Source organism: Mucilaginibacter galii (genome assembly GCF_014635825.1).
Classification (GTDB): domain Bacteria; phylum Bacteroidota; class Bacteroidia; order Sphingobacteriales; family Sphingobacteriaceae; genus Mucilaginibacter; species Mucilaginibacter galii.
Genome location: NZ_BMDO01000002.1, coordinates 163872 through 179453 on the forward strand (window position 1 = coordinate 163872; position 15582 = coordinate 179453).

General features: G+C 42.8%; 11 protein-coding genes. 6 read left to right on the top strand and 5 right to left on the bottom strand.

Going from position 1 to position 15582, the window contains the following annotated elements; genetic code table 11:
• Positions 1-206: 206 nt before the first annotated feature.
• Positions 207-2726 (bottom strand): MG2 domain-containing protein, encoded by a 2520-nt coding sequence (locus IEV61_RS05880; RefSeq protein WP_188414682.1) that lies wholly within the window; start codon positions 2724-2726, stop codon positions 207-209.
• 227 nt (positions 2727-2953) lie between these two features.
• Here IEV61_RS05880 and IEV61_RS05885 point away from each other — a divergent pair, with 227 nt between their 5' ends.
• Together IEV61_RS05885 and IEV61_RS05890 are read left to right on the top strand one after the other, a co-directional pair.
• On the top strand, positions 2954-4378 hold the full coding sequence (locus tag IEV61_RS05885) for a glycogen synthase (RefSeq protein ID WP_188414684.1): 1425 nt from the start codon (positions 2954-2956) through the stop codon (positions 4376-4378).
• A complete protein-coding gene (locus IEV61_RS05890; protein WP_188414686.1) occupies positions 4375-5637 on the top strand; it encodes a glucose-1-phosphate adenylyltransferase in 1263 nt (420 codons plus the stop codon). The genes IEV61_RS05885 and IEV61_RS05890 overlap by 4 nt, the downstream gene beginning before the upstream one ends.
• A gap of 215 nt (positions 5638-5852) precedes the next feature.
• Here the strand turns inward: IEV61_RS05890 and IEV61_RS05895 are convergent, their stop codons facing one another.
• The 4 genes from IEV61_RS05895 to IEV61_RS05910 all read right to left on the bottom strand — a co-directional run bounded on the left by IEV61_RS05895 (position 5853) and on the right by IEV61_RS05910 (position 8545).
• Positions 5853-6530, bottom strand: a complete 678-nt coding sequence (locus IEV61_RS05895; RefSeq protein ID WP_188414688.1) for a metal-dependent hydrolase — start codon at positions 6528-6530, stop codon at positions 5853-5855.
• A 93-nt stretch (positions 6531-6623) separates the two neighbouring features.
• Complete coding sequence (locus IEV61_RS05900) at positions 6624-6929, bottom strand: YbaB/EbfC family nucleoid-associated protein (protein WP_188414690.1); 306 nt, start codon at positions 6927-6929, stop codon at positions 6624-6626.
• Between the two features lie 118 nt (positions 6930-7047).
• Positions 7048-8256 carry a serine hydrolase domain-containing protein gene (locus tag IEV61_RS05905; RefSeq protein ID WP_188414692.1) on the bottom strand — a complete coding sequence of 403 codons (1209 nt, stop codon included), beginning with the start codon at positions 8254-8256 and terminating at the stop codon, positions 7048-7050.
• Between the two features lie 100 nt (positions 8257-8356).
• Positions 8357-8545 (bottom strand): hypothetical protein, encoded by a 189-nt coding sequence (locus tag IEV61_RS05910; protein ID WP_188414694.1) that lies wholly within the window; start codon positions 8543-8545, stop codon positions 8357-8359.
• A 134-nt stretch (positions 8546-8679) separates the two neighbouring features.
• On the opposite strand from IEV61_RS05910, the gene IEV61_RS05915 reads away from it, so the two are divergent.
• The 4 genes from IEV61_RS05915 to IEV61_RS05930 all read left to right on the top strand — a co-directional run bounded on the left by IEV61_RS05915 (position 8680) and on the right by IEV61_RS05930 (position 15569).
• Positions 8680-11907 (top strand): SusC/RagA family TonB-linked outer membrane protein, encoded by a 3228-nt coding sequence (locus IEV61_RS05915; protein ID WP_188414696.1) that lies wholly within the window; start codon positions 8680-8682, stop codon positions 11905-11907.
• Positions 11908-11920: 13 nt separating this feature from the next.
• On the top strand, positions 11921-13486 hold the full coding sequence (locus tag IEV61_RS05920) for a SusD/RagB family nutrient-binding outer membrane lipoprotein (protein WP_188414697.1): 1566 nt from the start codon (positions 11921-11923) through the stop codon (positions 13484-13486).
• Positions 13487-13505: 19 nt separating this feature from the next.
• Positions 13506-15017 carry a DUF5689 domain-containing protein gene (locus IEV61_RS05925; protein ID WP_188414699.1) on the top strand — a complete coding sequence of 504 codons (1512 nt, stop codon included), beginning with the start codon at positions 13506-13508 and terminating at the stop codon, positions 15015-15017.
• An 84-nt stretch (positions 15018-15101) separates the two neighbouring features.
• The gene (locus tag IEV61_RS05930) at positions 15102-15569 is read left to right on the top strand and encodes a hypothetical protein (protein WP_188414701.1); all 468 of its coding nucleotides are present in this window, start codon (positions 15102-15104) and stop codon (positions 15567-15569) included.
• Positions 15570-15582: the final 13 nt, after the last annotated feature.

The window sequence follows — 15582 nt, forward strand, 5'->3', positions numbered from 1 at the left end:
GGTTACGACAAAGTTTACAAAGCTTTTCTAAGCATCCTAATTATTAGGGTGGGTTGAAGAAAAATTTAAACAATTAGTTTCTACAACATACTGTAAAACAATGTTTAGCAAATTTATGCCATGTGTATTAGCCTTTTTTATTTAACGGATATTTAGGCGTTTTTTAAAGATTTACAAAGTGTGTTGCGCTTAACGAAGCTCTAAATTCATTTAACGACATAGTTGGATACGGCTATCACAGGTTTACCGGTTTCAGTAATTCCCTGAACAATTATTTGCATTTTGCCTGAGCTATCGGCATTAAAAAAGCTTACATCAGTGCGGCCGAGCGCACTGGTTTGCAGCATTGGTTCCCAGTGTATTGTGGTGCGGTAGTCAGGAGTTTTAATATTTGCCGGATTGTTATAAATAGGTTTATAAAATTCACGGGCCTGGTAATAACCGTTAATCTCCATTGATGTTTTGGTAACGTCGGGCCGTTTTAATGCACCTGGTTTTAACGTAAGTTCTAATACATAAATGTCGCCTTGCTTTAAAGTCATTGAAGTGTATTTCTCTGGCTTAAATAAGATGCCATAAAGATGTTTAAATACAATTTTTGTAACACTCTCAATAGGTAGATCATAGATTACTTTACGGTCGGCCTCTGCCGAGGTTTCTTCATAAAGGTTCTCTCGTCCATCAACACTTAACAAAGGCGATATTAGCATCCGCTCAGGCTGGCCGGGAGGGGTGCTTATCACTCCCGGTATAACAATTCCTGATATAGTATCTGTATTACTTGTCATAGCACCTTTCAAATTTTGCAGCAAATACCATTGCAGTGTTTTATAAGAATGGTCTTTAGGTGTAATGTTAAATACCTGATCAGGGGCATAAGTTTGAGCTGCATAGTTAGGGGAAGTAGCAATTCTTTCTTTTTTAACATCTACTTCCTTTAACTTTATGATGCTGCTATTGCGAATAGCTTGCCACTGTTTTGAAGCTTTATTTTGAACAACAGCTAACTGCTGCTGCGCAATTGCCATAGGTGGCGGAGGCAATGGCTTGACAGGTAGGATATCAGCTTTAATACTATCTACCAAAAGCCAGCCTGTGCTACTCAGATTTTCATTTAAAGCCGATAGCTCTACATTGCGCGTTCCTTTAACATGTAGTTTGTCAAAACGGTATTTGCCGACACTGTCTGTTATGGCTAAATACATGTGGCTGTCAAGACGTCCTTGTAACAAAGTAGCAACCACCCGCTTATTAATTAAAGGCTTATTTGCGAATTTTTGGCGTAGGCGACCGCTTAGCGAAAATCCCTGTTCCGGGGCATAATTAATAGCAATGTTGGTATCTATCATATGGCGCCATACATAATTGCGCCAGCCTTGCGTAAGCAGTAACTGGTCAAGCTGCTGTAGGCGGTTAACATTGGTCGTATCAAAATAACGGTAAACTTGGTTTAAAGGGCCCTTCAACTCCGACTGCAGCAGCATGTATGCTTTAATGTCGCTTTCAGGTTCACCTGCTTCGTTGCTGTTTACAGCAGCAAACGATAAGTTTGCTTTAACCGGTCTGTAAAATTCGTTTGTGAGCCTTATGCTTACATTCACTTTTTCTTTCGGTTCATAAACAGGCTTATTGGTGGCTATGTCTAACCTAAGGTTCTCCGTAGATTCAATGTAAATCAGTCGTTCGGCTTGCGGGCGCTTTTGGGTGTCATAAAGGGTTAAGCTGGCAATTCCTTCGGGCAGTACCTCGCTTGCAATGTCAATGGAGTCTTTTACTGCCGTTAGGTTAATGGTTTCGGTAATATAAATTTTGCCGCCATGCTTGCCCAGCAAGGTTAGAGGTTGCCCCCGCATGGTTTGCAGCGTTGTTTCGTCGCAGCTAATAACCGCTTTAACGTTAGAACCATACCTTACAATTTTTAGCGCCAGTCCCGACGTTAAAGCAGGTGGTAATTTAAACGAATAGCTTTTACCTGCATAGGTAATAACGGCTTGGTAAGGCATTATGCTCAATGGCCGTAAATTAAACCGGGCCATGCCTAAGGTATCGCAATTAAATTGTGCAACCGTTTTGCCTGCTGCATCGGTTATAATGCCTTTTACCAATTGAAAATCCACATTGGGTAAAAGTGCCTCTACCTTTACTGCAACAAGGCTGTTTACACCTTTTACCATTGATCCGCCCTCGGGATAAAAAGTTGCGGTAACTGGCACGATGAGATCGGTTTTGTTATTTACCGTGTTTGATTTGATATTCGTGTTATCGGCGATTTTCTTATTTTTTCCTGTTGATGCCAAAACTGTGCTACTGCCGGTGAGTGTAATTAGCTTTTCGAATATAAAGTCATCTCCAAAGTTGCGCATCCAATTGGTATAGGCGCGCAGGCGGTAATTACCGCTTATCAAAGTATCGGGCAGTGAAATGTCGGCATAGCCCAGTCCGCCTGTAAGTAAGATAGTTTGGCGGCTTATTATATTGTTAGCAGGCGAAATAATTTCTACATATAAATTGGCACTTGTAATGGCTAATTCGCCGGTTTGGGCGTCGGTTAAATAAGCTTTATACCATAAGGTGTCTCCTGCGGCATAAAGTTCGCGGTCGGTATGCAGATAAACTTTCTCAAAAAACAGCTTAAAGTTAGCAAGGGGTGTGCGTTGTGCACAAATCTTATGACTGCATATAAATAAAAGCGTAACAAGAAGCCATCTTAAATTAAATACGTTCATAAGGCGGTTTATGGTGGTGGTTATTCAAATGTAACATTTAAACCGGTATACAAGTTGGTATACAGATATTTAAGCTTGCCAATGTGTTGCCAGCATTTCGTGTTTGAAAGAAAGATTTTATCGTTTCCATGCAATAATTAACACTTTGCCAAAACACATTTTAATACTTACCCGTTGTGTTTTGGTAAGTTAATTTTTACTTACCTTGAGCCCATCATCCTTTACTCATGAAAATTTTTCACCTCGCAGCAGAGTGTTACCCGGTGGCCAAAGTAGGTGGCCTGGCCGATGTGGTGGGCGCTTTGCCCAAGTACCAAAATGAGGCCGGTTTACAAGCCGCAGTAGTGCTGCCTTATTACGATCGCAAATTTGTACAGGAAAACGATTTCGACGTCGTATTCGAAGCCTCCAACAAACTGGGTAATCAGCGTTACGAATTTCAGATCCTGAAAGAACGTACCAATAAGCTGGGTTTTGAGTTGTACCTCATCTATATTCCCGGTTTGCTCGACAGGCCGGAGGTATATAGTTACCCCGACGAGCGTGAGCAATTCATTGCTTTCCAACTGGCTTTTTTAGATTGGATTACCTGGTCGCAGCAAAAGCCCGACATTATTCATTGCCATGATCATCATGTAGGTTTAATTCCGTTCATGCTGCAGCATTCGGCTTTATACAGGCGCTTGTCTAAAACGGCTACCGTATTTACCATTCATAACGGGCAATATCATGGAGCTTTTGGTTATGAGAAATTTGATTACCTACCCGAAGTTGATATGCGTTATGCCGGTTTGCTCGATTGGTCGGGTGGAATAAACCCGCTGGCTTGCGCTATTAAATGTGCCGACCGTTATACCACGGTATCACCCAGTTACTTAGAGGAGCTATCGCAAAACTCTAATGGACTGGAGTACTTGTTTTTTATGGAACGTTCAAGGGGTTTGGGTATTATAAATGGTATTGATACGGAAGTTTGGAACCCATTTACCGATGCTATGATTGCCGGTCCTATTGATGCCCTGAATCCAGACAAAGGCAAATTACTGAACAAAAAAGCCCTGTGCAAGCATTTTGGCTTACCTGTAAATAAACCTTTGATCTCTTTTATTGGCCGTTTAGTAGTGGAAAAAGGGGCGGACCTATTACCGGAAGCGTTTATTGAGAGTTTGAAAGCGCATAAAGGCGAAGTAAATATATTGGTGCTGGGCGCCGGCGACAAAGAAACCGAAACAGCGCTTACTGCCCTTAACGATGTGTTTCCCGATAATTATAAAACCTATATAGGTTATAACGAGGAACTGGCACACCTTATTTACGCCGGTAGCGATTTCTTGCTAATGCCCTCGCGCGTAGAGCCTTGTGGGTTAAACCAACTATATGCACTGCGCTATGGCACAGTACCCATAGTGCGCCGTACCGGCGGATTAATTGATACCGTGATAGACTTTGGAGACGAAGATGGTTACGGCATTTGCTTCGATCAAAGTAATACCGATGAAATTGTTTATTCTATAAGCCGTGCAATTGCACTTTATAAGAACACTGAGCACTTACAGTTGTTACGTAAACGGATGATGGCACTGGATTTTTCCTGGACGCAGTCGGCCAAACAGTATAACCAATTATATGAAAGCTTAACACCAAAAATATGAACTCCAAAGTAATCAGCATTGTACTTGGCGGGGGCCAGGGAACACGTTTATTTCCGCTAACGGCAACCCGTTCCAAACCAGCTGTACCTATTGCCGGTAAATACCGGCTGGTTGATATTCCAATATCTAATTGTTTGCATTCGGGCTTTGAGCGCATTTTTGTTTTAACGCAGTTTAATTCGGCATCGCTTAACAAACACATTAAAAATACCTATCACTTCAGCAGTTTCAGCGATTCGTTCGTTGACATTTTAGCTGCCGAACAAACGCCATCTAACGTAGGTTGGTTTCAAGGTACGGCCGATGCGGTAAGACAAAGTTTGCATCACCTGTCGGTTCATGAGTTTGATTATGTGCTCATCCTCTCCGGCGATCAGCTTTACCAGCTTGATTTTAAAGATATGGTGACCAAACATATAGAAAGCAGGGCCGAAATATCTATTGCCACTATACCTGTACATGCCAACGATGTACCAGGGTTTGGTATTTTAAGAACCGATAACGAGAGCCTGGTTACCGATTTTATTGAAAAACCTCAAAGCAATTTTGAAAGCTGGGCTTCAGACGTAAGCAGTGAAATGGCCGGTCAAGGCCGCTACTACCTGGCATCAATGGGGATCTACATTTTTAACCGTAAAGCCCTTTATGAGTTACTTCAAGGGAACGATCACCCCGATTTTGGTAAAGAGATCATCCCGCAATCTATCAATACCCACAGGGTAGCCAGCTACCAGTATGAAGGTTATTGGGAAGATATTGGTACTATCCCTTCGTTTTTTGAGGCCAATTTGGGCTTAACAGATGATATTCCGCAGTTTAACCTGTTCGATAAACGCCACATTTTTACCCGGGCACGTATGCTGCCGCCCTCTAAAATATCGGGTACTTTGTTAGAGCGTTCTATTATTGCTGATGGTTGTATTATCAGCGCATCTAAAATAACCCGTTCCATTATAGGTATACGTACCCGCATTGGTTTTGATACCGAAATAGAGAACTGCTACATTATGGGTGGTGATGTTTACCAAACGCTTGAGCAGATAGCCGAATCGAAAGAAAGCGATACGCCTATTATGGGCATTGGCGACCGTTGCAAAATTAAGAATGCTATTATTGATAAAAACGCTTATATAGGTAACGATGTGTGCATTAATTGTGGCCATAAGCTGGAAGACGGCGACTATGGCGCCTACACCGTTCAGGATGGTATTGTGGTAGTTAAGAAACGTGCCGTTATTCCTAACGGAACAGTAATTTAACTAAGCGAGGTATAAGCATAAAAAATCCCGGTCTGTAAACAGGCCGGGATTTTTTGTTTGAGTTGTTTAAAAACGTTTGAAGTTGATAAAAACCCATATCATTGCGAGCGATAGCGGGGAAATCTCGTTTAGACTGGTCGCCGTGAGATTGCCACGCTATCTCTCCTCGCAATAACATTTAAATTTTTAAACAGCTTTCAACTGTAAGCGATCACTTACAGATCAAGGCTTTCGCCTATGGCGGGTAGTTTTAAGTTCAATCCTGCTTTCAGGAACTTAGCTTTAGCATCTTCTTGATCAATTTTAATTGCTGGAAAGGTGTCGTAATGCACGCCAATCACATTTTTACAAGCAATAAAGTCGGTTGCTTTGATGGCATCGTCAATACCCATGGTATAATTATCGCCAATAGGCAATATAGCCCAGTCCAGTTCTTCTTCGGCTAGTAGTTTCATGTCGTAGGTAAGGGCGGTATCGCCGGCAAAGTAGATCTTTTTACCTTCGGCATAAATAACGAAGCCTGCGGGTACGCCGCCATAGCTGCCATCGGGCATGCTGCTGGAGTGCAGGGCATAAACCATTTTCACACGGCCAAAATCAAAGTTAAAGTTGCCGCCAATGTTCATACCGTGGGCATTGTCAATACCTTTATTGCCAAGCCAGCCTGCAATTTCGGCAATGCAAATTACCTGCGCGCCGCTTTGTTGCTGAATGGGAATTAAGTCGGCCACGTGGTCGCCATGACCGTGCGATACCAGGATATAATCGGGCTTCAGGCTGTTTACATCAATATGTTTAGCCAGCTCGTTAGGCGTTATAAACGGATCGAATAAAAGCGTTTTGCCACCGGTTTGTATTTCAACGGTTGAATGGCCGTAATAGGTTAGTTTCATGGTGTTAGTTTACAAGATACAACACTAAATTGCAGTTAGTTGTTTAAACATGCATGTAACGTTATTGTAAGATAAACGTTAGGCGATCTTTAGTTACTTACCAAACATGCCGCCCAAATCGCCAAACATATCTTTGGTCATGGATGCCATTTCGGCTTGGTTTACGTTTTCGGCTTGTTCCAAAGCTTTATTAACCGCTAAAACCAAAAGCTCTTCTAACTGCTCCTTATCGGCTTCTTTCAAAAAAGCTTCGTCAATAGCAATGCTTTGCAATACTTTGTTGCCATTGGCCGTTACCGTGATCTTGCCGCCCTCAGCTGTGCCGGTTACGCTAATGCCGTCCAGACGCTTTTTAACTTCGCCTGCTTTTTGCTGTGCTTCAAATAATTTATCGAACATATGTTTTGAGTTAAGTAGTTGGTTAAGTTGAGTGGTGAATGGTTCTTTTGCGCGGTATAAGTTGTTGGCTTTTATAACTATTTAACCAATCAACTAAAATTAACCACTCACCTAAAGCTTACTGATCATCTGCCGCATCGCCGGTGCCGCTGTAGGCGCCTTTGCGTACTACGGGCATACCAGTCATTTTAAACAAATCATCTAAATGTAGTAAACTGCCATTCACTAAGTTACCTAACAGAATAATGGTCACATCGTTTTTCATATCGCGCAAAAATATATGCCTGAAACCGTGCCACCAGCCGGTGTGGTAAACCACTTTTTGGCCCGGGGATTCAAATATGCGCCAGCCGTAGCCATAACTAAAGTGACCGCGTATTAATGGGGTAACGTGTGCTGTGTAAGCAGAATCCTGGGTGAATGCTTTAATGAGCCTGCCGGCCTTGAGTGCCTGGTCAAACAAATACAAGTCGCCTATAGTGCTGTATATTCCTTTATCGCCCACAGGGCCGTCTAAAAAGTTTTGCGCTACGGAGTACTTCCAGCTGTTGCGGTCGTGACCAACTACATCAACGGGTATTTTATCATATACCGCCTTAGAGTACACGGCAGTATGGGTCATGCCGGCGGGTTTAAATATGTGCTCCTGCATATACTGCGCGTAAGGCACACCGGTAACTTTTTCAATAATGGCGCCCAGTACCATAAAGTTGGAGTTATTGTATAAAAAGCGAACGTTGGGTTTGTTGAAAGGTGCGGGTTTGTATTGCGCAATGAGGTCCATTACTTGCTTATTGCTGATGCCCTTTTTTTGATCGAGGTGCTGCGAACGGTAGAGTCCATCTACAAAATATACATAGTTCATCATCCCCGAACGGTGGGTAAGCAGCAGCCTGATAGTTACGCCCGCATATGGAAAGTTAGGGTAAAAATCGCGCACATCCTGGTCAAGCTTAATTTTGCCTTCTTCCCAAAGTTGCATAATGGCTGTGCCCGTCATGGTTTTAGATACCGAGGCCAGTTCAAATTTCGAATCAAGCTTTAAACTGTCGCGGGTTAAGTGGTTAGCCCAGCCAAACGAGCCTTCGTACAAGATCTTCCCTTTTTTTGCCACCAGTACATTGCCATTGAAAGCGCTTTTTTTATGCAGTTGCTGCATAAAGGCATCAATCTTTTCGTCGGCATCTTTAGGGTTATATTTTAAGAGTTTTTGAGGTTCGAAGGGCTTATCGGTATGAGCACTGTCTTTTTTGGAAGAATGAGAACAGGAAGACAATAAAGCTACCGCCAGCAAACCGGCTAAAACACTTTTATACAATAACATCATTGACAGAATATTCGCAATTAAACGACGGCGAAATTCAGAAATTATAGCGCAGCTAAAAAGTATTGTACAAATTATTTTTTCTTGAGTTAACACAAATTTTTTATACCCTTAAGCTGGCATGAAGCCGCAACTCTATAGCACTGCCATCAATGGACAATAAAATATAATAAATCCCACTTTCAATCGGTACTGAGGCCCCCGCATTCACACCATACCGAAAATTAACTAATTGTGTAATTAAAGTAACAGCAATTTTACCAAATGTGCCTTTATTTAATACAAAGGCCATTTCACCCATCAAGGGTAATAGAACTATGATATTATTTTAATAATGAGTTAACATGATAACTCGACTTTCGCCGATAAAAATACAGGCATTCAATCCCCCGGGAAATTATCCGCGAAACAACAATCTCATTAAAGATGAAGAGAACACTTACTTATTTTTTATATACCCTAACTGTACTATTGCTTTGCTGCGGTGTGCCTTACCGGTTATATGCAGCTAAAGCTTTATTACAGCAAAGTCAGCCTGCCTTAATTACCATTAAAGGTACTGTAATTGATGATAACGATCAGCAGCCCTTAATTGGAGTAACCATAAGCGACGGACGAAAAATGCTTGCAGTAACCAATTCAAGCGGTGCTTTTACGGTATCTGTTCCGGCAGGTTCGGTTATTACAGCAAGCTATATTGGTTACACTACGCAAACCTTGTCGTACACCAGTAATCAAAACAATATAACCGTTAGGCTTAAAAGTAATGCAGGCCAGTTAAACGAGGTGGTGGTTACGGCTTTAGGTATCAAAAGAGAAGAAAGAGCGCTGGGTTATTCGGCGCAAAAGGTAGATAGCACCGCGTTTACCAACGCCGTGGCAAGTAACTGGACCGATAACTTATCAGGAAAAGTGGCTGGTTTGAATTTGGTTAGAAACAGTGGCCCTGCCGGATCGAATAAAATTATTCTGCGTGGCGAAAACAACCTTACCGGCGATAACGAAGCGCTGATTGTAATTGATGGCGTAGTAGCCAGCAGTTCGGCCAGGAGAACGGCAGGAGCATCTGGTGGTGTATATGGTACATCGGGCGATATTATGCCTGCCGATTTTGGTTCGGCCCTGAACGATTTAAACCCTGATGATATTGAAAGTGTTACCGTGTTAAAAGGTCCGGGTGCATCTGCACTTTACGGTCAGCGCGGTGCAAATGGTGCTATCATTATCACTACTAAATCGGGCAAGGCCAGGAAAAAGTTAAGCATCACCATTACCTCCAACAATACCTGGGAATCGGTCAATAAAAGCCCGGATATCCAGAGCAGTTACGGGCAAGGGCAGTTTGGCGTGAATTACTTTTCTTACGGTGCTTCAGACGATGGCGCCAATCAGAACGCAACCAGTGCAAGCTGGGGAGCACCATTTGGCCAGGGAACAAGCTTTTTTCAGTATGACACGGCCACCAAAACAAGAGGGCTTACCAGAACACCATGGGTAGCTTATGAAAACCCTATCAAATCATTCTTTAAAACAGGATTTGAAACCTTAAATTCTATCAGTATTGATGGGGGCTATAAAAAGGTAGGGTTGCGGTTTTCGGCCAACCACGGTAACGATAACTGGATAGTTCCGAACACGGGTTTACAGCGCACCAATATCTCCCTATCGGCAAACAGCGATGTAACTAAAAAACTGAGTATTCAATTTAAAGCCATTTACAACAACAGAAGCAGCGATAACCTTCCCGCAACTGGTTACGGCAATCAATCATTAATGTATTGGTTCATGTTTGCGCAGCCTAACGTAAATACCGATTGGTACCGTGATTACTGGGCACCGGGTAAAGAGAATGTGCAGTTTGTGAACATTACCACCACTAACCCCGAAAGCCCTTATGCTGTTTCGGAGCAATATATTAATAAACAACACCGCAACGGCGTTATTGGAAACCTGCAGGCCAATTACAAATTAACCAACGATTTGAACCTGATGGTGCGCGGCTCCATAGATTATAATAAAGACGGCCGCGAAACATTGCGCCCCTGGGATGCCGCCGGAAATAAGTTTGCGCAAGGTTCTTACCGTGTGCAGGATATTGCATCGTATGAGATCAATGCCGATTTCTTGTTGAGATATAACAAAAAGTTTTCGAAAGCACTTCAAATGAACGCTACCGTTGGTGGCAGTCAAATGCGTAACGAATACAAAAAATCGGAGCTTAGGGCAGATGGTTTAGTGATACCCGGCGAGTACCGTTTAGATAACAATGCTAATCCGTTGATCTCTGTTCCGGATACGGCACGTTACCGCATTAATAGTCTTTACGCGGCTTTGTCTTTCAACCTTAAAAGCTACTTGTATTTAGACTTAACAGGCCGCCAGGATTGGAACAGTACCCTGGCCACACCATTGAGGACAGATAACGTGGGCTTTTTCTATCCATCGGCAAGTACATCTTTTATTGCTTCCGATGTATTTAAATTGCCAAAGTTCATCAGTTACTTTAAACTAAGAGCCTCTATTTCTCAGGTAGGTAGCGGCGGTACAACTCCATATCGTACAGCTTACAATTACAACCTTGCATCTAACGGTATTTACCCCGATAGTGCAATGAGCAACCCTAACGTATTGCCTAACCCTAACTTAAAGCCTTTAAAAACAACTACCATTGAGTTGGGTTCTGAATTGCGTTTATTTAATAGCCGTTTAAACTTCGATTTAGCAGTTTACAAAGGCAAAACCAAAAATCAGATCCTGAGCAGGGTGGTAGATCGTGCAACCGGGTACAACGTAGCCATATTTAACGTGGGTCAGGTACAAAACCGGGGTATTGAGCTTTCGGTTATTGGAACGCCAATACAAACTAAAAAATTCTCATGGCAGGTTACCGGTACCTTTACGGCCAACCGCAATAAAATCATTGAACTGGCAGACAGCTCTGTGGTACTCCGAAGCGGTGCTTTAGGCGGCGGTGCCATTGTAGCCAACGTGGGCGGCAGCATGGGCGATTTATATGGCCGTAACATAGTGCGCTCGCCAGATGGTAAAATTGTTTACGATGCAGTTACCGGTAATGCCAAAGCCGGTACCGATTTGGTTTACCTGGGTAATACTCTGCCTAAGTTCAGGTTCAGTTTTGGGTCTACCCTTACTTACCAGCGCATTAGCTTTTCAGGATTATTTGACGCGCAATTAGGCGCGGTAGCACATTCACTTACTTTTTCACGCATGGCCGCTTTAGGTAAGCTGGCTATAACCCTGCCCGGCAGGTACAACGGTTTGGTTGGCGATGGTGTAGTGCAAAATGCCGACGGTACTTACCGCCCTAACGATGTAGTGGCAACCAATCTCGAAAGCTTCTATACCTCCTTATATGGTTCAGACCAAGCAGAAGGAAGTGTGTTCAAAACCGATTACTTAAAGTTCAGGGAAGCAAATATTACCTACGCCTTCAGCACAAAGTTGGTAAAACGGATAGGTATTAACAGGCTAACTCTTGGGGTATACGGACGTAACTTGTTCATCTGGTCGCCATGGCCGGCATTTGACCCTGAGTTTGGTACGTTGTCGGGCACCGACATTGTGCAGGGTTTTGAAACTGGCCAGTTGCCCTCTACCAGGAGTTATGGTTTCCGTTTAGTTGTGGGGATATAATAAGAAACAGATCATGAAAGCATATCAAAAAATAACCAGTTATATATTACTATCGGCATTTGTCACCCTGGGTTCTTGTAAAAAAGATTTCAACTCGGTAAATACCGACCCTATCGGCAAATCGACTACTACGCCAAGCCAACTGCTGGCGCCGGCATTGGTCAACATTTTATCAACCAACATGACCCGTAACCGGAGCTTTAACAACGAGTTAATGCAGGTTACGGTAGATATAAGTGACGCAGAAGGTAAGGTTTTTAGGTACGATGTAAGACGTACCTGGGGTGATTCTCCATGGAATAACTTTTATCCTGAATTAACCAACCTGCGCGATATTTATAACATTGCCAATCAGCCGGCTACCTTAAATACATCTTATAAAGGTATTTCGTTAATTACACAAGCCTGGGCTTTTCAAATTTTAACAGATGTTTACGGAGATGTGCCATACTCGCAGGCCAATCAAGGTAAAGAGGGTAATTACGAACCTGTTTACGATAAGCAAAAAGACATCTATCTGGATTTGTTTAACAAACTGGAAGAAGCCAATAAACTGTTAGCCGAAGGAAAAACCATCATCGCAAGCGGCGACCCGGTGTATAAAGGCGATATAAGCAAATGGCGCAGATTTGGTAATTCGTTATACTTAAGGCTCTTGCTTCGTATTTCGGGTAAGGCAGAAGTTAGTGCACAGGTAATTGCCAAAATTAAAGAGATTGCCGAGACTAACAGGGTTAATTACCCTATTATGGAGGACAACTCTCATACCGCAAAAATTTTATGGAACGGTACCAACAGCAGTACGGCCGTATACTCTTCTCCGTTCATGATCAACGTTAGGGCGGTTGATTTCAGGACACCGGCCATTACCAACTTCTTTCTTGGAAATTTAACCAATTGGGCCGATCCGCGTATTAACGCTGCTTATGGTGTTAATGGCTATAACAAGTTTGGCATTGCCGCCGGACCGGCAGGTTTAATAGGTGTACCGAGCGGTTATGATACCGGCTCATCGGTTGTTAAACAATCTTATTTTTATTCTGATGCGCAAAGTGCCGGTGTTACCTTACAAACCGACCCTAATACCGGTATCATAATGAACTGTGCCGAGGTGGATTTTATTTTAGCCGAAGCCGCTGCTAAAGGATGGATCAGTGGTACGGGCGAATCTTACTATGTAAAAGGTATTGCCGATGCATTAAATTATTGGATACCCACCATGTTTACTTCAGTTTCTGACCCGCTCTTGATCAGCTACATTAATGGTGCTGATATGACCTGGAACAATAATTTGCCTTTAAATAATACTACCGCAGGCTCTCCAAGCAAAATGGAGCTTATTCATTTGCAAAAGTACTACGCCATGTTCCTGGTAGATTTTCAGGAATGGATAGAATATCGCAGAACGGGACACCCTTTTCTTCCCAAAGGAACCGGTTTGGCAAACGGAGGCCGTATGCCGGCGCGGGTAAATTATCCTTTAATTTCTCAATCAACTAATCCAACGAGCTACAAAGCAGCTGTTGCAGCGCAGGGTACCGATGATATAAACACCTTAGTTTGGTGGCAAAAACCATAATCATATCACTAAAAACTATATGAAAAAGATCATACTTTACGTTGCGGCACTAATAGTGTTATGCAGCACCTGGATGGGGTGCAAGCGCGACAGCGATTATATAAAAGTTTCGGTTAGTCCGTACATTTCAAACTTCGATCTGCGTCATCTTTACAAAGGCACAGATCTGCCACTGAATAACGAAAATTTAGGCGGTGCTACTTCTATCAGGGCTGTTGTGGTTTCAGATCATACCGGCGGTAATATTCCTGCCGGATTACTGATTGTTCAAAACAGCCGTGTTGCCGGTAATGCTATCGATTCGTTAAGGGGTATTGCCATCAACATCGGCACTGATGCTTCGAAATACGTTCCGGGCGATTCTGTCCACGTAAACATATTAGGTGCTACGTTGAAAAGAGTAGATGGAATTATGCAGCTTACCGGCGTTGCTCCTACCAATGTGGAGAAAAAGGCATCAGGTAAAAAAATAATTGTCAGAGGTGTAAATTCGGGAGCTTTGGCAAGCCGGCCTGGTTATTACGAAAGCACGCTTATTACCATTAGTAAAGGGAAAATGGCTCCAGAGCCTGTTGCAGGTGATACGAATGCCGGAAACAAAACCATCAGCGACGGATTTGGAACAGCAGTTGTACACACAGAAGCAGCTGCAACCTTTTCCAATGAAGGTCCTAAGCCATTTGCCGATGTTACCGGAATTGTATTTGCTACTACCTCAGGTATTCAGCTTTGGCCAAGGTCGGCAGATGATTCAGATCAACTTCCTGAAATCATACCTTCTGCATTGGTCATAACAGGTTACCTTACAGATCCTTCGTCTACTGATGGAAATTACGAGTATATTCAGTTTAAAGCTACCCGCGATATTGATTTTGCAGCAACACCATTTTCGGTGGTAACTTGTAACAATGCCGGTATCCTTGTAGCTCCAAATACAGGCTGGGCCTTTGGTGGTGTGAGAACATATAAATTCAACATCAGTTCGGGAACGGTTAAGAAAGGGCAATTTTGTTACGTTGGCGCCAATAAAGCCATTTGGGGCCTCGGCACAACAGATATTAGCAACGCCGTATGGATTGCCAGTAAGCAATACGCTACGGTAAATGGCGATGATTTTGGAACCGCCACAGGCAACTTGCTGGCTAATAGCGGTAACGTTGCCGGCGTAGCTGTTTTTGCAGGCCTTACCGTAACAGGTAATTCTGTACCATTAGACGTAATCATGTACGGGGGTAATGGTTTGGTATATTCGGCAGGCCCGCCTGCAGTTGGCTACCGCATTACCAATACAGACCAATACAGTACTATACAAAGCAGAGTAACAGTGCCGTTTTATGGTGCAGGTAAAAACATCAGCAAATTTGGTTTTCCTTCAACCGCAGGTGCGTTTACCATGTTAGGCGGTGCTTACAATCCTACAACGGGTATCTGGAGCACCGGCAGAACGGCTAAGTTTATTGTATTAACCGGCTCGTCGCCTCTTTCAGCCATTGAAGAAGCTACCGGCTTTACCACCTTGGTAGATAAATAATAATAAGCCGGGCATCAAGTGCCCGGCTTATTACTCAATTCAACAGATCAGTAATCACTTTATATCAACTTTAAAAACAGAATTATGAAAAGTGTAGTGTCAAAATTGGTTTATGCCGTAGTAATGGTATTTCTATTTAATGCAGGTTATGCCGGCGTATTACCAGTAACTAAAGTGTTGCCCCGGATTAAAACTGCCCAAAAGAAGAAAACAGCTTACAATACCAATGTTTCATTTGTAAACCAGTCTGGAGCGGCTTTTACCTATATTGAAATAAGCGGAATAGATGGCAACAATCAACCTTACTCAATCTATACCCTAAACCCGCTTGCCAATGGCGGCCAGGCTAATTTCTTTGTGGCAGGTGGTATTCAAACCATTAAAGTGCGCATTAACACTGCACGCCCCAAAGAGTACGGTGTAGAAGCTTACGATGTAAATGATAACTTTTTATATTCAAAAGGCAGTAACGATACCGATGATTTTATTTTCACGTTACCACAGACCTTTGATAGCTCTATGGAGCAACTATCATTATATTTTAATTTATAATAAAGCTAATATA